General features: G+C 44.3%; 15 protein-coding genes and 1 pseudogene. 5 read left to right on the top strand and 11 right to left on the bottom strand.

The annotated features are described in order from the left end of the window. Positions 1 to 167: 167 nt before the first annotated feature. Positions 168 to 2,612 carry a membrane-bound PQQ-dependent dehydrogenase, glucose/quinate/shikimate family gene (locus tag GT348_RS05735; protein WP_160618889.1) on the bottom strand — a complete coding sequence of 815 codons (2,445 nt, stop codon included), beginning with the start codon at positions 2,610 to 2,612 and terminating at the stop codon, positions 168 to 170. Positions 2,613 to 3,093: 481 nt separating this feature from the next. On the opposite strand from GT348_RS05735, the gene rpmI reads away from it, so the two are divergent. From rpmI to lpxB, 5 genes and pseudogenes are all read left to right on the top strand, one after another. Then, complete coding sequence (rpmI, locus tag GT348_RS05730; RefSeq protein WP_160618888.1) at positions 3,094 to 3,297, top strand: 50S ribosomal protein L35; 204 nt, start codon at positions 3,094 to 3,096, stop codon at positions 3,295 to 3,297. Positions 3,298 to 3,311: 14 nt separating this feature from the next. Beyond that, the gene (rplT, locus tag GT348_RS05725) at positions 3,312 to 3,665 is read left to right on the top strand and encodes a 50S ribosomal protein L20 (protein ID WP_160618887.1); all 354 of its coding nucleotides are present in this window, start codon (positions 3,312 to 3,314) and stop codon (positions 3,663 to 3,665) included. Between the two features lie 122 nt (positions 3,666 to 3,787). Continuing rightward, positions 3,788 to 4,858: a phenylalanine--tRNA ligase subunit alpha gene (gene pheS, locus GT348_RS05720; RefSeq protein ID WP_160618886.1), complete on the top strand. Its 1,071-nt coding sequence runs from the start codon at positions 3,788 to 3,790 to the stop codon at positions 4,856 to 4,858. Position 4,859: 1 nt separating this feature from the next. Continuing rightward, positions 4,860 to 7,328 (top strand): phenylalanine--tRNA ligase subunit beta, encoded by a 2,469-nt coding sequence (gene pheT, locus GT348_RS05715; RefSeq protein WP_160618885.1) that lies wholly within the window; start codon positions 4,860 to 4,862, stop codon positions 7,326 to 7,328. A 22-nt stretch (positions 7,329 to 7,350) separates the two neighbouring features. Beyond that, positions 7,351 to 8,552, top strand: a pseudogene (gene lpxB, locus GT348_RS05710) (lipid-A-disaccharide synthase). A 688-nt stretch (positions 8,553 to 9,240) separates the two neighbouring features. Here lpxB and trpS read toward each other — a convergent pair. The 10 genes from trpS to GT348_RS05660 all read right to left on the bottom strand — a co-directional run bounded on the left by trpS (position 9,241) and on the right by GT348_RS05660 (position 20,412). After that, positions 9,241 to 10,230, bottom strand: a complete 990-nt coding sequence (gene trpS, locus GT348_RS05705) for a tryptophan--tRNA ligase (protein ID WP_160618884.1) — start codon at positions 10,228 to 10,230, stop codon at positions 9,241 to 9,243. Positions 10,231 to 10,325: 95 nt separating this feature from the next. Then, positions 10,326 to 10,826, bottom strand: coding sequence for an FKBP-type peptidyl-prolyl cis-trans isomerase (locus tag GT348_RS05700; RefSeq protein WP_408865142.1), 501 nt, complete (start codon positions 10,824 to 10,826; stop codon positions 10,326 to 10,328). A 45-nt stretch (positions 10,827 to 10,871) separates the two neighbouring features. After that, positions 10,872 to 12,104, bottom strand: coding sequence for an argininosuccinate synthase (locus GT348_RS05695; protein WP_160618883.1), 1,233 nt, complete (start codon positions 12,102 to 12,104; stop codon positions 10,872 to 10,874). 173 nt (positions 12,105 to 12,277) lie between these two features. Continuing rightward, on the bottom strand, positions 12,278 to 13,507 hold the full coding sequence (gene rlmN / locus GT348_RS05690; RefSeq protein ID WP_160618882.1) for a 23S rRNA (adenine(2503)-C(2))-methyltransferase RlmN: 1,230 nt from the start codon (positions 13,505 to 13,507) through the stop codon (positions 12,278 to 12,280). Positions 13,508 to 13,558: 51 nt separating this feature from the next. Further along, positions 13,559 to 14,308 carry a TlyA family RNA methyltransferase gene (locus GT348_RS05685; protein WP_160618881.1) on the bottom strand — a complete coding sequence of 250 codons (750 nt, stop codon included), beginning with the start codon at positions 14,306 to 14,308 and terminating at the stop codon, positions 13,559 to 13,561. Next, entirely contained in the window at positions 14,308 to 16,260 is a 1,953-nt protein-coding gene (dxs, locus tag GT348_RS05680; protein WP_160618880.1) for a 1-deoxy-D-xylulose-5-phosphate synthase, read from the bottom strand. Before dxs ends, GT348_RS05685 begins: the two co-directional genes overlap by 1 nt. Before the next feature lie 7 nt (positions 16,261 to 16,267). Further along, positions 16,268 to 17,167 (bottom strand): polyprenyl synthetase family protein, encoded by a 900-nt coding sequence (locus GT348_RS05675; protein ID WP_160618879.1) that lies wholly within the window; start codon positions 17,165 to 17,167, stop codon positions 16,268 to 16,270. Next, positions 17,168 to 17,440 (bottom strand): exodeoxyribonuclease VII small subunit, encoded by a 273-nt coding sequence (locus tag GT348_RS05670; protein WP_160618878.1) that lies wholly within the window; start codon positions 17,438 to 17,440, stop codon positions 17,168 to 17,170. A 266-nt stretch (positions 17,441 to 17,706) separates the two neighbouring features. Next, positions 17,707 to 19,038, bottom strand: a complete 1,332-nt coding sequence (locus GT348_RS05665) for an NCS2 family permease (protein ID WP_160618877.1) — start codon at positions 19,036 to 19,038, stop codon at positions 17,707 to 17,709. Between the two features lie 24 nt (positions 19,039 to 19,062). Next, positions 19,063 to 20,412: a glycosyltransferase family 2 protein gene (locus tag GT348_RS05660; protein ID WP_160618876.1), complete on the bottom strand. Its 1,350-nt coding sequence runs from the start codon at positions 20,410 to 20,412 to the stop codon at positions 19,063 to 19,065. Positions 20,413 to 20,423 lie beyond the last annotated feature (11 nt).

Below are 20,423 nucleotides of genomic sequence, written 5' to 3'. Positions count from 1 at the left end.
TAAGAAAATATCCATGTAAAATTACACGAACTATTTGACTCTATATTCTAAATTTTCAAAAGAATAGTTAAAGATGTGTAATTTATATTTAAGGAACAAAGACAAAAAAAGGCGCCCTTTTAAAGAGCGCCTTTCCTTAAGAAAAACCTGAATATTGTAGGTCATTCTTATTTTTTCTCATTACCCTCATCAAGGGTATATGCGATGAGATAGTCTCCCATTTTTGTTGGGAAAGATGCGTGCCCACCTGCATAAGTCACAATATATTGACGCCCATTAACTGAGTAAGTCATTGGGGTAGATTGTGCACCAGCTGGCAAACGGTCACTCCAAAGCATTTTACCCGTAGTGAGGTCATAAGCTCTGATATAGCGATCCATCGTACCTGTTAAGAAACCAACATTACCTGCGGTAACTAACGGCCCACCTAAACTTGGCACCCCAATTTTTACAGGAGGCAAGGGAACAGGAATGGGTGTTCCATAAAGTGAGTCTTGCATGGTTCCGTTACGGTGACGATAAACAACCTTATTTGTGCGCAGATCAATACCAGCAACTTCACCCCAAGGTGGCGTACGGCATGGGATTCTAACGCCCAGTTTTGTCAAAAGAGGGTTCATAAAGGGTGAAAGTTTTACAGCGTAAGGAATACCGTAATTATGCTGTAATCCGCTTTCCTTGCCCTTCTTTTTGGACATATTTTGATCTGGCCATAGGGGGTTACCTGGGCCGCGAGGTACTAGCTGAGAAACGAAAGGTAAACTGATTGGGTTAGCAAAAGCGATTTGGCGCTGAGGATCAACTCCCAAACCACCCCATTCAAACATTCCCAAATTACCAGGGAACACTAAAGTTCCTTGTAAAGAAGGAGGTGTAAACGGCCCTTCATAGCGTAGGCTATGGAAGTAAATGCTACAAACCATCTGATCAAGTGTGCTACCGCCCCAAATATCTTTGTCACTCAAAGGTTTAGTCGGGCGCAAGCTCAGGCGAGAATATGGTTGGGTTGGGCTTGTATGGTCACCAGCAACAGGTTTTTGCGGTACAGCCATTTCGGGTGCATCAACAATAGGTTTACCTGTGCGACGATCAAGAACAAATATATCACCAGTTTTGGTAGGGATATAAATAGCCGGTACAGTTGAACCATCTTTTTGAGTGATATCAACAAGGCTTGGTTGAGAACTGACATCCATATCCCACAGGTCATGATGCACAGTTTGATAGAACCAAACAAGTTTCCCATTATCAGCGTTCAGAGCTATGACGCCAGGAACAAAACGTTCTGCTTCTTTGGAACGATAACCGCCCCACTGGTCAGGTGTGCCTACGCCCATTGGAATATAAACAAGGTTTAACTTCTTGTCGTAAGCAGAGATTGTCCATGAGTTTGGCGAATTTGGATGAAAGTGCGGATGTTCTTCACTTGGCATTTCATTTGGGTCTGGGTTAGCTGCATCAAAGACCCAGGCTAATTTACCTGTGTAAACATCATAAGCACGTGTTGCACCAGAAGGCTGTCTGACAGAGCCATTATCTGTAACTGCACTGTTAACGATAATAAATTTGTCAGTCACAACAGGAGGAGATGTAGGTTCGTAATCGCCTAATGTGTCATATGGCTGATGTGAGAAACGTAAATCAACTTCACCATCTTTACCAAAGGCAGAGCATTTTTTGCCTGTTTCGGCATCAACTTCAACAATGCGGCCATCATTTACAGGTAGAATAATGCGTTTTGCACAATCTGTGTCTGTAACATCTTTACCTTCAGAATCAACTGCATTTGCAGGTTTGGCATGAAAGCTAACGCCGCGGCAGGTGAGATGTTGGAAGCTGGGTTGAGAATCAAGCTTAGGGTCAAAAACCCATTTCTCTTTTCCTGTAGCAGCATCTATAGCGAAGAGCTTCTGGTGCAGAGAACAGAAATAAAGAGTATTATCGAACTCGATTGGCGTTGCTTCGTTAGTGGCTTCACCAGAATCCTGTGATGTTTGGAAATCTTTTGTCCTCATCACCCAGGCTACTTTGAGCTTATTAACGTTTTTATCGTTAATCTGTGTCAGAGGAGACCAGCGATTGCCTTCCTGAGTCCGTCCATAAGAATGCCATTCCTCAGCAGGTACATTTTCTGCATTCTCAATTTGGGCATTTACGATCTTTGTGGGTAATTGACCAGCAATATCGGTAGGATCAGAAAACCAGCCAGCCACTAGAGTAATGACACCCAGAACAATTGTGCCAAGGAGAGGTAGGCTTGCGGCACGGCTTGCTGAAAGAGCACGTGTAACCCAGGGCAGGCTCAACACGATTCCAACCACCAGGGCAACATCTAACCATGGAAGAAGTGACCAAAAGTCAAATCCAACAAGGAAAATAGCCCAAATGATTGTGCCAAGAAGAATAAGCGCAAAAAGTGCTAATCCTGCCGGGTTACGTTTAAAGAGGAGGGCGCTGGTGAGCAAATAGCCGATACCGGCAATCAGATAATAAAAGGGGCCACCCACGACGACGTTCCAAACGCCACCAATTGTGAGTAGTAACCCGATGATTGCCACAATTAGGGCAATAATTGTGAGCCAGACTCCTCCCTTTCGGGATGTAGAAGACATAGAAAACCCTGCTAATTAGTTGTCAGAAAGAATGACCTAACGTTACTTAAATTGCGGTGTAACGTCTAGAAGTTAGATTTAAAGCTATTCCCCTAAAGAATATATTTGTTACTCGCAAGATAATATAACATTTTAGTTTAACAGAGATCTTACGTCTTAATTGTTAAGAATAAATTTTTCTTACAAAGAATAAGAGATAGAATATTAAAATAGTTTTTATATTACTGCTTAATACAAGCTATTTTCTCAGGGTTATTATACGAATTTCTGAGTATAATGATATTTTTATGAAGCTTCAAAATTAGTGATTTTCCGTAAAGCTTTAAGACTTGTTTTGTGCTCTTTTTTCTTGCTCTGGGGCGGAAATCCTCTTATAAGCGCGGGAATCGACACGCGCCCGGGCTCAATTGTGGCATGCCTGGCCGTGAGGTTGCATTGGGTTTTGTCAATGTAGCCTTCAAAAAGTTTAAGGGAGAGACAAATGCCCAAGATGAAGACGAAGTCTTCGGTTAAAAAGCGGTTTAAAATTACCGCAACCGGTAAAGTGATGTGCGGACCTGGCAATAAACGCCATGGCTTGATCAATCGCCCCCAGAAAATGAAACGTTCTAACCGTGGTCCTCAAACAATGACAGATATGGACGCACGTACAATTAAACAGTGGGCGCCCTACGGGCTATCGTAAGGAGATAAAAGACCATGGCACGTGTTAAACGGGGCAATACCTCCCACGCTCGTCACAAAAAAGTTCTAAAACTCGCTAAGGGTTATCGCGGTCGTTCTTCTACGAACTACCGTATTGCTCTCGAACGCGTTGAAAAAGGGCTTCAATACGCATATCGCGATCGTCGCAACAAAAAACGTGATTTCCGTGCTTTGTGGATTCAACGTATCAATGCGGCAGTCCGTGAGCATGGCTTAACTTACAGCCGCTTCATTAACGGGCTTGCTAAAGCTGGTATTGAAATTGATCGTAAAGTTTTAGCAGCTATCGCTTATGATAATGCTGATGCTTTTGCTGAGATCGTGCGTAAAGCTCAGGCAGCTCTGTAAGACATATTTTACATTGAGTTCTGTGTTATCTCTCCCTCTTTAAAAGAGGGAGATGTGATTAACGGGCTGTCTCTTTATTAAAAGAGCAGCCCGTTTTCTTTTGGTGGTGGAAGATAGGCATTATGGCCAACGATCTCGACGCTTTGAAACAGGAAACCATAGAGGCTCTTATCGCAGCAAACACTCATAATGAGTGGGATGCGGTGCGTGTAGGCACTTTAGGCCGCTCTGGAAAACTGACGATGCTTTTACGCCAGCTAGGGCAAGTTCCAGCTGAAGAGAGAAAAGCACGCGGTCAGGAATTAAATCGATTGCGTGACGAGTTGACCAAATTAATTGAGAAGCGCGGTAAAGAAATCGAAGAGCTTGCTTTAGAGGCTCGTCTAAAAGAAGAGCGTGTTGACGTAACTCTTCCACCGCCTCTTGAGCCTCAGGGTTTAATCCATCCTATTAGCCGCACCATTGAAGAAATGACGGCAATTTTTGCGCGTATGGGATTTTCTGTTGCAGAGGGGCCGGATATTGAAACGCAGTGGCATAATTTCTCTGCTTTAAATACACCAGATCATCATCCTGCTCGCACAGAACAAGATACATTTTATCTCCTGGACGAAGAAGGACAGGGGGAGCCGCGTGTTTTAAGGACGCAAACCTCTGGTGTGCAGATACGTACAATGCTTGGGCAAAATCCACCCATTCGTATTATTGCCCCAGGTCGTACTTACCGAGCTGATCATGATGCCACTCATTCACCAATGTTTCATCAATGTGAAGGTTTGGTCATTGATAAAAATATTACCCTTGGCCACCTTAAGGGCTGTTTGATAGAATTTTTGCGGGCTTATTTTAATAAACCTGATTTGCCTGTGCGTTTTCGCTCTTCCTATTTTCCTTTTACTGAACCGTCTATGGAAGTGGATATTGGCTGGTCACGAAAAACGGGTGAAATTGGCGCAGGAGCTGATTGGCTAGAAGTTTTAGGGGCAGGTATGGTCAATCCACGTGTGCTCGCTAATTGTGGCCTTGACCCCGCTGAATGGCAAGGTTTTGCTTTTGGTATGGGGGTAGAGCGTTTGGCCATGTTAAAAAATGGCATTGCTGATTTACGGTCTTTTTACGAAAGTGATTTGCGCTGGCTCCGTCATTATGGATTTTCAGCCTTCTCATCTTCTGGTTTGGCAGAGGGCTGCTAACATGAAATTTTCTCTTTCCTGGCTACGCGACCATTTAGATTTTACGGCCTCTTTAGATGAGCTCTGTGCGGCATTAAACCGGATTGGGCTCGAAGTTGAAGCCATTGATGACCCAACAAAGCGCCTTTCAGGATTTCGCACAGCAAAAATTCTTGAAGCGGTAAAACATCCCGATGCTGATCGCTTGCAGGTTTGTAAGGTTAATGCAGGTCCAGGGATGGAAGAGCTTCAAGTTGTTTGTGGGGCTCCTAATGCTCGGACAGGCTTACATGTCATATTTGCTCCTCCTGGCACATATATTCCCGGCAGTGACATAACCATCAAGGCCGGTAAAATTCGCGGTCAAAAGAGTGAAGGTATGCTTTGCTCCTTACGCGAATTGGGCTTGGGCGAGGAAAGCGACGGTATTGCCGAGTTATCTTCCTTAGCGCCAGTCGGTGAAGATTATGTTTACTATGCCAAGCTGGATGATCCAGTCATCGAAATCGCCATTACACCTAATCGTGGTGACGCACTTAGTGTCAGAGGAATTGCCCGTGATCTCGCTGCGGCAGGGGTAGGGCATTTAAAACCCTGGCTGACTGAGGCGATTGAAAGTAAAATTTCAACACCATTTAATTGGAAGCTGAGCCATTCTGCATGCTCTTTCGTAATGGGGCGGGTTATTCGTGGCGTTAAAAACGGTCCTTCTCCAGAATGGCTTAAAAGACGTCTGGACTCAGTAGGCGTAAAGTCACATTCAGCGCTTGTCGATATTACCAATTACGTGATGTATGATATCGGGCGTCCCCTACACGTATTTGATGCAGCCAAACTTTCCGGTAGTGAGCTAAATATCACTCATGCCGCTTGTGAAAGCTTTAAAGCTCTTGATGGTAAAGATTATGTCCTTGGTACAGAGGATATGATTATTGCTGATAATAAAGGCGTGCAATCCCTTGCCGGCATTATTGGAGGCGAAGCCAGTTCTGTTGATGAAAATAGCACAGATATATTTGTCGAATCAGGCTATTTTGATGCTGTCCAGATTGCTCTAACTGGCCGTCGGCTCGGTATCAATTCTGATGCGCGTTATCGTTTTGAACGTGGTGTTGATCCTGCATTAGTGCGGAACGGTTTGGAAGCAGCCAGTGCTCTTATAATTTCTCTCTGTGGTGGTGAAGCTGGTGAGGTCGTAGAAGCTGGAAAAGAGCCGGCATGGCAACGCACAGCAACATTGCGTTTTGAGAAATTAAAAACACTTGCAGGCATGGATATTGCTTCTCATGAGGCTGTTACGTCTTTAGAGCATTTAGGTTTTGAAGTCAGAGAGCAAAATGACGAGAAAGCGACATTTGCTGTTCCATCATGGCGTCATGATATTGCTTCAGCTCAACCTTTGTCTCAGGCTCCAACATTAACAAAAGAGCAGGCAGAAAAAGCTTCACTACATGTGAATGAGATTGAAGCTGAATGTGATCTGATTGAGGAAGTGCTCCGTCTTAAAGGTATAGATACAGTAGCGCCTCAATCCTTGCCGCCTTTGAATGAGAGAACTGTTTTTTCTCAGCAAACCCAGCAGGCACGTCACTCTATGTTGCGACGTCTTTGCGCTGCACGGGGTTATATGGAGACAGTTGGTTTCTCTTTTGTTTCTGATCAGGATGCCAGCTATTTTGATGAGATTTGTGAAAGTGAAAAGATCTTAAACCCCATTGCTTCAGATCTAAATCAATTACGTCCAACGCCTCTTATAAATCTTTTACGGGCGCTGGATCGTAATCTGGCACGTGGTTTAGGACAGAATGGAGAAGCTGCTTTCTTCGAGATTGGTCCATCCTTTGGTAAGCAGGGTAGTCGTTATGTTCTTTCTGCTGTTCGTGGTGGTGTGAGTGCTCGTGCCCCAGGAAAGGTGGCACAAGAGCCAGATTGGCTGACAGCAAAAGCTGATTTATTAGCGGCTTTAGAGTTGTGGGGTGTACCAGACGTCTCACTCACTACAACATCAGATGCTCCAAAATATTATCATCCTGGTCGTTCCGGTGTTGTGCGCCAGGGCCCTAAATTGGTTCTGGGTAGTTTTGGAGAGCTTCATCCTACAGTAGCACGCCATTTTGGCCTAACGGGGACAATTGCCGTTTTTGAACTCAATATTGGTAATGTTCCAATGCCAAAAAATAAACGCAAAGCAGCACCGGATTTGTCTCCCCTGCAGCCTGTAAGAAGAGACTTTGCTTTCTTGTCACCCAAAGAAGTTGACGTGCAGGATTTGATTAAAGCTGCGCGCATGGCAGATCGTAAACTTGTTACGGATGTGCGTTTATTTGATATATATGAAGGTGATAAATTACCTGAGGGTTATCGTTCCATAGGAATCGAGGTTACGTTGCAGCCAAAGCAGGAAAGCTTGACGGATCAACAGCTCGAGGCCTTAGCAGCTAATATTGAACGAGCTGTCCAAAAAGTGACAGGAGCTGTATTGAGACGATAATTATGAACTGAGGAAAGCCAGCATGGTCCAAAGAATTGCCGTTCAGGGTCAGATGCAAATGCATCAACGTGGCCGCGTTGTTTGGATTCTTGCGGGAGAGACCAGCGGTGATGTGATCGGAGCGCGTCTTATGGAAGCTTTTCATAAGCGCGATCCTGAAATTGTTTTTGCTGGTGTGGGGGAGGCCGCATGGAGGCTCTGGGGTTAAGGAGTCTCTTTCCCATGGATGATTTAGCGGTCATGGGGTTTTTAGAAATTGTTCCGCGTTTAAGGATGCTGTCACAGCGTTTATTAGAAGCGGAGTTAGATATTAAGCTCAGACGCCCCGATGTTGTTATTACCATTGATAGTCCTGGCTTTTCGTTTCGCCTGCTAAAACGTATTGCTCCTTTAGGTATAAAGAGAGTGCATTATGTAGCCCCTCAGGTATGGGCATGGCGCGAAAAACGCTTAAAAAAATATCATGGCCTGTGGGACCGGCTACTTTGTTTATTTCCGTTTGAACCTGAGTGGTTTGCCAAGCGTGGATTTGAAGGTAGGTTTGTTGGTCACCCCGTTTTGCAGGCTGGGGTGGCTCACGGCAAAGCCTATCGTTTTCGAAAGCGGCATGATATCTCGGATACGGCGCCAGTTCTTATTTTAATGCCAGGAAGTCGAAGTTCTGAAGTCCCAAAATTAATGCCCGTTTTCCATCAAATGGTAAAACTTCTTGTTAAAGAATTTCCAGATCTTTGTCTGGTCATTCCCGTTGTGCCTGCTATGGCGCCTTTAGTGCGGCATTATCTTAAAAAATGGGAAGTCCAACCTCGCCTGGTAACAGATATCCAGGATAAACATGATGCATATGCGGCGGCTCAATGTGCTGTTACAAAATCTGGCACTTCCACGTTAGAGCTGGCTATGGGGCGTGTGCCCATGGTTGTTACTTACAAGGTCAATTGGTTATCTGCATTTATTGCGAGGCATTTAATTAAAGTACCTTATGTGGCCATGGTAAATCTTTTGATGGGTACAGCGATTGTACCTGAGCTTTTGCAAAAAGACTGTAGAGCAGATTTATTAGCCGAAACAATTTCAGAGCTTTTGCGGTCTCCTTTTAAAGCAGATGCCCAAAAAGGTGCTTTTAGTAGCCTTTTACAAAAATTAAGTCCCCCTCGAGGGGAGACTCCTGCTGATGCGGCTGTAATGGAAATTCTTGCCTTAATGGATGGGGAAGAGGTTTAAGTCTTCAAAAAGAACTTTTGGAAGGCCCTGACATACTTTTGAATCCTGCCAGAATTATTTCAAAGTGAGATCCTGCTGACGCGGCTGTAATGGAAATTCCTGCTTTAATGGGCAGAGAAGAGGTTTGTGACCTCCGAGAAGACCTTCTCGAAAGGCTCTGCCGTGTTTTTAGAGCCTAACAAGACCATTCTAAAGAAAGACTTCCTGCTGTTGCGGCTGAAGTAGAAATTCCTGCTTTAGTGGATGAAAAAGAGGTTTACGTCTCAAAGAAGATTCTTTGAAAGGTCCTACCGCATTCTTAAAGTCTGACAAAGCTGTTTCAAACGGAGACACTTACTGATGCAGCTGCGATCGGAAATTCTTGCTTTAACGGATGAAGAAGAAGTTTGTGTCTTCAAGAAGATCCTGTGAAAGGCCCTGCCGTGTTTTTAAAGCTTAACAGGATCATTCTCAAGGAAAACTCTTGCTGCTGCGGCTGAAGTAAGAATTCCTGCTTTAACGGATGGAAGAGAGGTTTGTGTCTCAAAGAAGATTCTTTGAAAGGCCCTGACATACTTTTAAAGTTTGGCAGGGTCATTTCAGATGGAGACTTTTGCTGCTACTGAAGTGAAAATTTCTGCTTTATTGGATGAAAAAGAGGTTCACGTCTCAAAGAAGACCTTTTTAATTTAGAAAAGATATGTAGCTTTTATCGCAAAAAACCTACCAGGCGTTCTGCTTCACTTACAATTGGTTCAGAGACCGTTGAGGCCGTTTCTGCTCCCTTTCGTAAAAGGGATATTATGTGATCCTCATGAGAAAGAAGGCGTTCTGTTTCCTGGGCAATAGGAACAATTTTTTCTATGAGAAGGTCAGTTAAAGCTTTCTTGAACTGTCCGAAACCATTACCGCCAAATTCCTGTAAAACGGCTTCAGGTGTTTTGTCAGACAAAGAAGCGTAAATCGTTATTAGATTGCGTGCCTCATGGCGGTCTTTTAACCCTTCAACCTCACCAGGCAAAGGTTCAGAATCTGTTTTAGCGCGTTTGATTTTAAGGGTAATGTCATCCTCTTTATCAGTAAGGATAATGCGGCTTTGTTCTGAGGGGTCAGATTTTGACATTTTCTTCTGACCATCGCGTAAATTCATAACGCGCGCTGCATGAGGCGGAATAAGCCCCTGAATTTGTGGGAAAAATTCTACGCCCATATCATGGTTGAATTTTTGAGCAATATCATTGGCTAGTTCAATATGCTGGCGCTGATCATCTCCAACGGGAACATGTGTGGCATGAAAGGCCAATATGTCAGCAGCCATAAGATTGGGGTAAACATAAAGTCCTGCTGAGTGATTTTCTCTATTTTTACCGGCTTTGTCTTTAAATTGTGTCATGCGGTTCAACCAACCCAGGCGCGAGACACAGTTAAATATCCAGCCAAGCCGTGCGTGTGTGCTAACAGCTGACTGGTTATAAAGACGGTCAGGGTTCAGACCGCACGCCAATAAACAGGCTGCTGTAACCAAAGTTTGTTGGCGAAGTTTTTCTGGTTCCCAGGGCATAGTGATAGAGTGGAGATCAACAAGACAGTAAAAGCTGTCATAAGTCTCTTGCAACGTAACCCAACTCCGAATGGCACCTAAATAATTACCAAGATGGGGAATACCTGTTGGTTGAATACCAGAAAAAACACGTTGCATAAAAAACCTCATTATAGTGTAAAGCCGCACCTTTCAGTAAGAAAGGGCGGCTTTAGAATAATACTTAAAGACTCTAATCAAGACCCTTTAGTGCTTTACAGCATTGATCCATCATCAAGACCGAGAAGCTGGATCTTGAAAACCAGCGGGCTGTTAGGCGGGATGACCCCTAAAGACCGTTTACCGTAAGCGAGTTCGGCAGGAATATAAAACTCCCACGTATCACCTACATGCATCATAGGTAGACCTTCCATCCACCCTTTGATCACACCATCGAGGGGCATTTCCATATAGGCAGCTCCAGTATGCATTTCGGAGCTGTCGAAAATACTGCCATCAGGTAGTCGTCCCTCATAAATCAGCATCATCATTGAGCCTTCATGAGGGCTAGGTCCATCTTTGGGGCCTGATTTGATTACTTTATACGCTAATCCGTCAGGTAACGTCTTAACACCTGGTTCTTTACGAACCTTGGCCATAAATTGATCGCTGGTGAGCTCTGGTTTAGGGGCATCTGCACAAGCTCCCAAACCTAAGAGACTCGATAAAGCTAGAGCAGGAATTATAGCCTTGGTGAAGCGTATATAACGGCGCACAAAGTTTCTCCTTATATAAGTGAATGACAGGATGTGAGAGAGAGCTTAGAGGGCTCCACCTTTTCTTCCTATCTGGGCTCCAAGGCGAAGGCGTAAAGCATTTAATTTAATAAAGCCTTGAGCATCTTCCTGGTTATAAGCCCCTTCATCATCTTCGAATGTTACAACGCGTGCGTCATAAAGACTATTGGGGCTTTCACGACCAACACAAATAACGTTGCCCTTATAAAGTTTTAAGCGCACACGTCCTGTTACTGAATGCTGGCTCGTATCAATAAGCGCCTGAAGCATGCGACGTTCGGGAGAGAACCACAAGCCATTATAAATCAGCTCAGCATAGCGTGGCATAATGCTGTCTTTTAAATGGCCTGCATCACGGTCGAGGGTAATTGTCTCCATAGAGCGGTGAGCTGTTAAGAGAATAGTTCCTCCAGGTGTTTCGTAAATACCGCGAGATTTCATACCAACAAAGCGGTTTTCGACGAGATCCAGACGGCCAATACCATTAATACGGCCCAGCTCATTCAGTTTTGTGAGTAAAGTAGCAGGTGAAAGTGTTGTGCCATTGAGCGCAACAGGGTCACCATTTACAAAATCAATAGTAATTTCTGTAGCTTTGTCTGGGGCAGACTCAGGTGATACGGTTCTCTGGAAGACAATTTCATCTGGGCCAACGGCGGGATCTTCCAAAATTTTGCCTTCGGAAGAGGAATGAAGCAGGTTAGCATCTACAGAGAAAGGGGCTTCTCCACGTTTATCTTTTGTAACGGGAATTTGGTTTTTCTCGGCAAAATCAAGTAATTTTGTGCGAGACGTCAAATCCCATTCCCGCCAGGGTGCAATCACTTTAACGTCAGGTTTGAGAGCATAATAACCAAGTTCAAAGCGGACTTGATCATTGCCTTTTCCTGTTGCTCCATGTGCAACAGCATCGGCACCAACAGCCTCGGCAATCTCAATTTGTCTTTGTGCAATGAGTGGGCGCGCTATGGCAGTGCCAAGAAGATATTGCCCTTCATAAAGAGTATTGGCGCGGAACATCGGAAAAACAAAGTCTTTGACGAATGTTTCACGCAGATCTTCAACAAAGATTTCTTTGACGCCAAAAATTTCTGCTTTTTTCCGGGCAGGCTCAAGTTCTTCGCCCTGACCAAGATCGGCTGTAAATGTGACGACTTCACAATTATAACGTTGTTGTAACCAGCGAAGGATAACAGATGTATCCAGCCCGCCTGAATAAGCCAGTACGACTTTTTTAACCCCTGACGTGCTGCTCATAATAACGTTTATCCTCCCGGAAAATGAAAAAATACAGAATTTGCCGTACTTTATCATTTGGGGCGGATTAGGGCCAGTACTTCAATAGCTACAAAATATTTGTAATTTTTGTAACGCTATTAAATGTACTAGACAAATGAGGATGCAATCAGAGAGCTCAAAAACAGAAAATACTAAATTTCAGACTTATCATCAGGATTTTTTGCAATGGTTCGTCTTAATTTTTCACTTTGAGTTTTTAACTGGCCGCATGCTGCTAAAATATCGCGCCCTCTTGGCATACGAATAGGGGCTGAATAACCTGCATCCATAATAATTTGTGCAAAGCGTGCAAGTCGTTCTTTTGTAGATGGCTTAAAATCGGAGCCAGGCCAGGGATTAAAAGGAATTAAATTTACTTTTGCAGGGATTCCCCGGATAAGACGAACCAGCTCTCTGGCATCAGCGTCGCTATCATTAATGCCACGTAGCATAATATATTCGAATGTGATGCGTCGTGAGTTTGAAGCCGCAGGATAACGGCGACAGGCTGCCATTAGCTCTTCAATGGGATATTTCCGATTTAAAGGAACAATCTCATCTCTCAATTCATTTGTCACAGCATGAAGCGATATTGCCAAATTAATGGCAAGTTCATCGCCACAGCGGTCCATCATGGGAACAACACCTGAAGTAGATAGAGTGATGCGCCGCCGAGATAAAGCAATGCCTTCACCATCCATGACGATTTTCATAGCTTTTGCGACATTTTCGTAATTATAGAGAGGTTCTCCCATGCCCATCAACACGATAGTGGAAAGGAGGCGTGGTGTTTCACCTTTGGGACTAGGCCATTCTTTATAGCTGTCACGGGCTGCCATAAACTGTCCGACAATTTCAGCAGCTCCAAGATTGCGAACCAGCTTTTGAGTACCTGTATGGCAAAATGTGCAAGATAAAGTGCAGCCTACTTGTGAAGATATGCAAACAGCCCCACGATCCTCTTGCCGGTCTGGAATATAAACTGTTTCTGCTTCCTGTCCGTCCCGAAACCGAAAAAGGAACTTTCTGGTATTATCTTTTGAGGTTTGCTCAGTCGTGATCGAGGGACGGCTTACAATAAAATGTTCAGCTAATTTATTTTGTAAGGGCTTTGCAATAGTGCTCATTTTAGAAAAGTCAGTGACACCCTGATGATAAATCCAGTGCCAGACTTGCTTAGCCCGAAAAGGCTTTTCCCCTATGTCAGTGAGAACAGCTTCAAGCTCTTCACGCGATAAACCGACCAGATCTCTGCGCCCATCTTCAGTCATTGCTGTAGGGGGGACAAAAAGAGCCGATTTCGCTAAAATACGTTTGCGTTCAGTTTCATTAAGATCATTGAGCGCTTGAGAAGAGGAGGAAGGAGCAGCCAGATTCGTCATAAGCGCGTCCCATACCATAAGAGCATGAGAAAAGGCTATAAAATCTGTAAATTAGCTGCTCTTTTTAGCATAAATGAGAAATTCTTTATTACCTTCTGGCCCGGTTATAGGGCTTGTTTCCAGTCCCATAACTGTCCAGTCTGGTAAGGTGCTGAACCATTCGGTAATTTCATTACAAACACGCTGATGTATTGCGGGATCACGCACTACCCCTTTAGGGCCAATATCAGCTCGCCCTGCTTCAAACTGGGGCTTAATTAAAGCAACAGCCATCCCGCCAGCTTTTGTTAGCTCTAAAGCAGCAGGCAAAACGGTTTTTAAGCTGATAAAACTTGCATCGCAAACAACAATGTCAACCGGCTCTTTAATAAGCTCACTTGTCAGATAACGGGCATTGGTTTTCTCAAAAACCACCACGCGCGAATCAGAACGAAGCTTCCAGGCAAGTTGGCCATGGCCGACATCAACAGCGTAAACTTTGCTGGCGCCATGAGTAAGCAAGACATCCGTAAAACCACCAGTAGAGGCGCCAACATCCAAACCGATGACATTTTCAACATTTAAATTAAATGCAGTGATGGCATGATCAAGTTTTAGTCCCCCACGCGAAACCCAGGGATGATCCTGCCCCTTAACGCAGAGAGGTGTTTCTTCCGAAAGCTGGTCACCTGCTTTGCGGACAGGCTTATCTCCATCAATACCGGCATAGACTAGTCCGGCCATAATGAGTGCCTGTGCACGCGTCCGGCTTTCGACCAACCCCCGATCTACCAGGAGTTGGTCAGCACGACGTTTGGCCATTAAACTTTTTTAGCGCTGTAAGCTTTACGCGCCGTCTCGGCAATATGAGCAGCTGTCAGACCAGCTTCTTCATACTGGGCCTCGGGCGTATTGTGATCAATCCATATATCAGGCAATGACATAGGACGGAATCTTACTTTATCTATAAGTCCTGTGGCAGCAAGATGTTGTACGACCTGCGAGCTAAAGCCGCCAGCAGCGCCTTCTTCAATTGTAATAAAGACATCATGCTTTTGAGCAAGCTGCTCAATTAAGGCCGTATCAACAGGTTTTGCAAAGCGTGCATCTGCGACGGTAACAGCAATGCCCTCATTCTCTAAGGTTTCGGCTGCACTCAGTGCTTCTTGTAAGCGCGTTCCTAATGAAAGGATAGCAACACCAGCTTTATCTGTGTCTTTTACAATTCTGCCTTTGCCAATCTCAAGAATCTCACCATGTGCCGGCAGTTCAAGACCGACGCCTGATCCACGTGGATAACGCACGGCAGAAGGGCCAGAATCATGAGACCATGATGTTGCCGTCATGTGCAGTAGTTCAACCTCATCGGAGGGTGCCATAACGACCATGTTAGGCAGACAGCACAGATAATTGAGGTCAAAAGATCCTGCATGAGTCGCGCCATCTGCTCCAACAAGACCAGCACGATCTATGGCAAAGCGCACAGGCAGATTTTGCAGTGCAACATCATGCATGACCTGGTCGTAAGCCCGTTGCAAGAAAGAAGAATAAATTGCGCAGAAAGGACGTAAGCCTTCACTTGCTATACCGGCTGCAAAGGTAACGGCATGCTGTTCAGCAATACCGACATCGAAAAAACGGTCAGGGTATTTATCGGCAAAAAGATTCAGTCCAGTGCCAGAAGGCATAGCCGCCGTAATGGCCATAACATTATCATCTATGCCAGCACGATAGAGAAGCTCCCGAGCAAAGACAGATGTATATGTTGGTGGGCCTGCAGGTGCCTTTTTCTGCTTACCAGTTTCAACGTCAAATTTTGCTACAGCATGATATTTATCACCAGCCGCTTCAGCTGGTTTATAACCACGCCCTTTTTCAGTAATGACATGAAGAAGAATGGGGCTACGATGTTCCGCATCTCTTAAATTGCGCAAAATGGGAACAAGCTGGGTCATATCGTGGCCGTCGACAGGGCCAACATAATAAAAACCCAACTCTTCGAATAACGTGCCACCTGTTATCATCCCACGGGCATATTCCTCAGCTTTTTTAGCCGTACGTTCAATGCCTGAAGGTAGATGTTTTGCCCACTTGCCTGCCAAATCTCTAATCGACAGAAAACTGTGAGAAGACATAAGGCGTGTCAAATAATTAGACATTGCGCCAACAGGTGGTGCAATGGACATTTCGTTATCATTGAGAATAACGATGAGCCGGTCTGCACCTCTGTCACCCATAAAGCCGGCATTATTCATAGCCTCATAGGCCATACCGGCAGAAATGGATCCATCACCAATAACGGCAATAACATTCCGCTCTTCGTAGCTGGGATCTTTTTTGGCCTGCATATGATGCGCAGCCGCCATTCCTAATCCAGCAGAGATGGAAGTAGAGGAATGTGCAGCTCCGAATGGATCATAATCACTTTCAGAGCGGCGCGTAAAACCAGAAAGCCCACCAGGTTGACGCAATGTGCGGATGCGATCGCGTCGGCCTGTCAAAATTTTATGGGGATAAGCCTGGTGGCCAACATCCCAAATAACTCTATCATCAGGAGTATTAAAGACAGCATGCAAAGCAACAGTAAGCTCTACAACACCCAAAGAGGCTCCAAGATGCCCGCCAGTGCATGAGACAGCATCAATAGTCTCGGCACGGACTTCATCAGCTAGTATTTTAAGCTGCTCCGTTGAGAGATTGCGCATATCTGCTGGGTAGTTAATGCGATCTAGCGTAGGATAACGACCAAAAGTTGAAATATTAGAGGTGCTCATAAGACGATTAGCTCCTGCGTTCTACAAAATAATCCGCAAGGGAGCGGAGAGTTTCGGCACGGGGGCCAAAAATTTCTAGGGAATTTCTAGCCCTTTCAATAAGGCGTCTTGCTTCTGCGCGAGCACCTTCTATGCCTAAGAGTGCAACATAGTTTGATTTGCTGGCATCTTCATCCTTGCCAGCTGTTTTTCCTAATTCTTCGGTGCTTGCGGTGCTGTCAAGAACATCATCAGCAACTTGGAAGGCTGTACCAATATCAGCGCCATAACTTAATAAGGCCTGTCGGCGAGGATCACTTTTTGAAATGCCCGCTAAAATTGCACCTGCTTCGGCAGAATAGCGAATTAAAGCACCTGTTTTAAGGGCATGAAGGCGGCTTACTTCTTCTAAAGGCAGTGCGCGCCCTTCACCACGTATGTCAATAACTTGCCCAGCGACCATTCCAGTCGAGCCTGAAGCTTTTGCAAGGCTTAAAGCAAGCTCTGCTCTTATCGAAGCATCTAGTTTAGTGGATGGATCTAAAATAGCTTCAAAAGCGCTTGTCTGTAACGCGTCACCAGCAAGGATAGCAATGGCTTCATTAAATTTCTTATGGGTTGAAGGCTGGCCCCGTCTCAGATCGTCATCATCCATAGCAGGAAGATCGTCATGCACAAGAGAATAGGCATGCAAAAATTCAACCGAAGCGGCGGCTTTTAACGCGGCTTCACGAGGGGCATCAAAAAGTGCTGCCGTTTCTAATATGAGAAAGCCTCTTAAGCGCTTACCACCACCTAGGGCTGCATAGCGCATGGCTTCAATTAAAATATTTTCATCACCAGGTACTAGCGGGAGCAAAACATCAATTGTCCGCTCAATCTCGTGACAAGCCTGGTTAAGGGCTTCCTTTAGGGGAAGGGCGGTCATTTAAGCAGTCTCCTCAGAGGCACTAAAACTAGGGGGTAAATCTTGCAGGCCGTGAGACCCATCGCTCTTTTGCACAATCGCCTTTACGCGCATTTCTGCTTCACCTAATCGGGCTTCACAATGCTGACGCAAGGCAGCGCCACGCTCATAGGCTGTTATGGCTTTCTCTAAAGTGAGCTGGCCGCCCTCAAGATTACGCACAATGGTTTCTAACTCTGAGAGTGCATCTTCAAATGATAAATCTTTAAGAGAATTTTGTAAGGATTGAGACATAAGAGCGTTAGCTATCGGCACAGTGACTGAAAAAAGTTACATAAAGACCGGAAGACTTACAGCGATATAACATCTTTTTCTAGCCCTAATAAGAGAGAATGCGTTGATAGTTTAATTCATGGCTCTTACTAAGCATGAAAAAGACCACATCCCCTAGGTTTTTAGACTCCATAGAGGCTTTTTAATTTACCATGTCTTTATGGCAAAATAACCTCGCCAATACATATTTTCCGTAAAGACATCGTGAAACTGACTAAGAAAATATATTAAAAATACGTTTGTAAAACCATGTAGCCTATAAAAACGATATCCAAACTTAAAACAACCGGTGTTAATCGAGAAAATTGCCTGGAAACTACTGCTAATCCTGAATAAAGCAGCATACCACAAGTCAGGCTGAGCATAAAGTTTCCTGTAACAGCTGCTATAAGAAACATAAAAAGTGGTGCAAGGGCTTCATCTAAAGAGGAAGACAAGCGACCAAGGCAACTGGTCATACTTAAGCCAACCAAAACAAGAATAGGCGATATGGCAAGGGCAGGGATGGCTGTTATAAGGGGCCATAAAACACAGGAAAGAGCAAATAATAAGGCTACCACAATGGCTGCAAGACCAGTTCGTGCTCCAGCCTCAGCTCCAGCTAGGTTTTCAACATAGGCCGAGACTGTGCTTGTCCCTAAAGTAGCACCAACAACGCTTGCAAGCCCATCTGCAGCAAAAGCGCTCGAATCAAGTTTTAATTTCCCAGTATTTTCGTGAAGATTTGAACGTTGCACTACGCTCATAAGTGTAGCTGTTGCGTCAAAAAAATCGCTTAATAAAAGATAAAGCGTAATAGGAATTAACAATCCTAAATGTGAAAAAAATTCTTTAAAATCGAATGGAAATAGTAGATGTGTCGGATAATGAGGCCAGTCAAAAAAGCGATTAGGTAACTGCGTAATAACCCCGCCATGCCCGTTAGGTACAAATAACCCTGTGATGGTTAAAACAAAAATTGTAATCAAAAAACCTGCCGGTATTTTGCAAATAAGAAAAGCAGCACAAAGAGCAATACCGCTTAGGGCAAGGATGACAGAAGGGTCAGAAAGAGAGCCAAATGCTAAGCCCCCAGGGGAAGGTACGGCTATTCCTGCTGTAATAAGTCCCAGACGCGCTACAAATGCACCGATTGCCGCCTGAACTCCAATAATAATAGCGGGGGGGAAACCATTAATGATTTTTTGCCGTAATTGGGTCAGTGCTAGGGCCGTAAAGCAAAGACCACTACAAAATACAACAGTAAAAGCCGTACGCGGGCTAAAATGTCCTTGCACGATGATCACTTGTGTAAAAAGGACATTGCTACTCATGGCTGGGGCTAAAGCTATAGGAAGTTTAGCCCAGAGAGCCATAATGAGGGTGCCTGCGACGGCTCCTGCTATGGTTGTCATAACCATGTCATGACGTGCGAGGCCAGTAGCGGATAAAATAGTTGGATTAACGGCCATGATATAAGCCATTGCTCCAAAAACCGTGAGTCCTGCTACAATTTCGCGAGAAATTGTAGAACCTCTTTGTGATATATGGAAAAAACGATCAAGCCACGTTAGAAACATGAGCTGACTCCTTTTTGAAAAACTCTATTTGGAGGCAGCACCGAATATGTCTTGCAAATATAGAGGCAAAATTTGGGCTTTTTCTTTTTCTGATAAATGAAGTAATGCAGCGCCTAATATAGAGGGCGCAATCCATGGAAGTTCTTTAAGTGCTTTTATGAGAGCCGGGGCTGTGTGACCATATTTGAACAGAGTAGAAAATTGCTGAAAAACCGTTTGGTTAATGAGTGCGCTGTCAGAAAGAAAAGATACTAACTCAAAAGAACATGGTTCCTCAAATAAGCATTCATTACTAGCGCTATTAATCAAATTATATTTATTGTTTTTATAATATAAACCCAAAGGCAAAAAGCCGAGTAGCTCACTATAGCTATGTTTTACAGAAAGATAGTTTTCATAAGACGATAATTTTTCAGCTGGAAGAATATAGCCCCATAAATTGAGTCCATTTCGGGGAATCGAATCTTTAATATCGCCTATAAGATAAAATGGTGCCAGTTCTGTTTGCTGGGTCTGATCTATATTTTGCCACACAATCTTATTATGATCATGATCGAAATATAATATCATGCCGTTAGATACGACTTTATAAAGTTTTATCGATAATTGCTCTTCGTCAAAATTTTGTATTGGTCTTTCTCTAAGTTTATAGGAAAGAGCTAATAACGCGGCCTGTAAAATTCTTGCTGCAATTAGCTGCGTTTGACATAAAAAGCGATCTGCATGGATAAAAACCTCTTCATTTCTGTCGTAATGAAGTCTCACATCGCCTTGTGATTGCGCAGCCGCATCATGCATAATGCGCCCCAACGACCAGTCAACATCATGATCTGACCAGCTAAAGGGGTCAGGTAACGTTTCTGCCAATGCTTCAGGGCGGCAAATAAAGCGAACGATTCTATGGTCCTGAAATTCTTGTGGCGCATGACGGTTAAAGAGCGTACGCGGCGAAGGGCTATTGCCTGTTATATTATCAGGATGATGGCCATTTAAGCCGCTAATACACCAATTAATCGGAAAAGACAGAGTGAGATTGAATGTTTCTTCTCCATATCGTGCTTTGAGGTCAGCTAAAAAAGCTCTAACTGAACCGCTCTCTGGATAAAAATATTCATCTAAATCAAGAGGGAGAATCCAGCTGATATTTTGATGTTGTTCCCGAACAAGTTCTCTTTGTGCTTTCTCACGACGCTCTTCAGGTGACGTAATGCTCAAATCAGTTTGGCTGATTCTTAGATCATAACGATGAGCGGCTGTTTGGAGAAACTCCCATGTGCCATCATCAGAATGATCATCACAGATATAAAGTGTTGTAAAGCCAACAGCTAAGTGATGAGCAATCCACCAGTGAAGTGTCTTTCGTGCGTTTCGCACGCAAAGTAAAG

Origin of the sequence: Aristophania vespae (assembly GCF_009906835.1) — a bacterium.
GTDB lineage: Bacteria > Pseudomonadota > Alphaproteobacteria > Acetobacterales > Acetobacteraceae > Aristophania > Aristophania vespae.
This window is presented reverse-complemented; position numbering and strand designations above follow the sequence as displayed.

What these genes read in the sequence shown, in the direction of transcription:
- pheS (WP_160618886.1), top strand. Translation starts at nt 3,788, where the DNA reads ATGGCCAACGATCTCGACGCTTTGAAACAGGAAACCATAGAGGCTCTT.
- rplT (WP_160618887.1), top strand. Translation starts at nt 3,312, where the DNA reads ATGGCACGTGTTAAACGGGGCAATACCTCCCACGCTCGTCACAAAAAA.
- GT348_RS05665 (WP_160618877.1), bottom strand. Translation starts at nt 19,038, where the DNA reads ATGTTTCTAACGTGGCTTGATCGTTTTTTCCATATATCACAAAGAGGT.
- rpmI (WP_160618888.1), top strand. Translation starts at nt 3,094, where the DNA reads ATGCCCAAGATGAAGACGAAGTCTTCGGTTAAAAAGCGGTTTAAAATT.
- GT348_RS05675 (WP_160618879.1), bottom strand. Translation starts at nt 17,167, where the DNA reads ATGACCGCCCTTCCCCTAAAGGAAGCCCTTAACCAGGCTTGTCACGAG.
- GT348_RS05735 (WP_160618889.1), bottom strand. Translation starts at nt 2,612, where the DNA reads ATGTCTTCTACATCCCGAAAGGGAGGAGTCTGGCTCACAATTATTGCC.
- GT348_RS05695 (WP_160618883.1), bottom strand. Translation starts at nt 12,104, where the DNA reads ATGAGCAGCACGTCAGGGGTTAAAAAAGTCGTACTGGCTTATTCAGGC.
- GT348_RS05670 (WP_160618878.1), bottom strand. Translation starts at nt 17,440, where the DNA reads ATGTCTCAATCCTTACAAAATTCTCTTAAAGATTTATCATTTGAAGAT.
- rlmN (WP_160618882.1), bottom strand. Translation starts at nt 13,507, where the DNA reads ATGACGAATCTGGCTGCTCCTTCCTCCTCTTCTCAAGCGCTCAATGAT.
- pheT (WP_160618885.1), top strand. Translation starts at nt 4,860, where the DNA reads ATGAAATTTTCTCTTTCCTGGCTACGCGACCATTTAGATTTTACGGCC.
- GT348_RS05685 (WP_160618881.1), bottom strand. Translation starts at nt 14,308, where the DNA reads ATGGCCAAACGTCGTGCTGACCAACTCCTGGTAGATCGGGGGTTGGTC.
- dxs (WP_160618880.1), bottom strand. Translation starts at nt 16,260, where the DNA reads ATGAGCACCTCTAATATTTCAACTTTTGGTCGTTATCCTACGCTAGAT.
- trpS (WP_160618884.1), bottom strand. Translation starts at nt 10,230, where the DNA reads ATGCAACGTGTTTTTTCTGGTATTCAACCAACAGGTATTCCCCATCTT.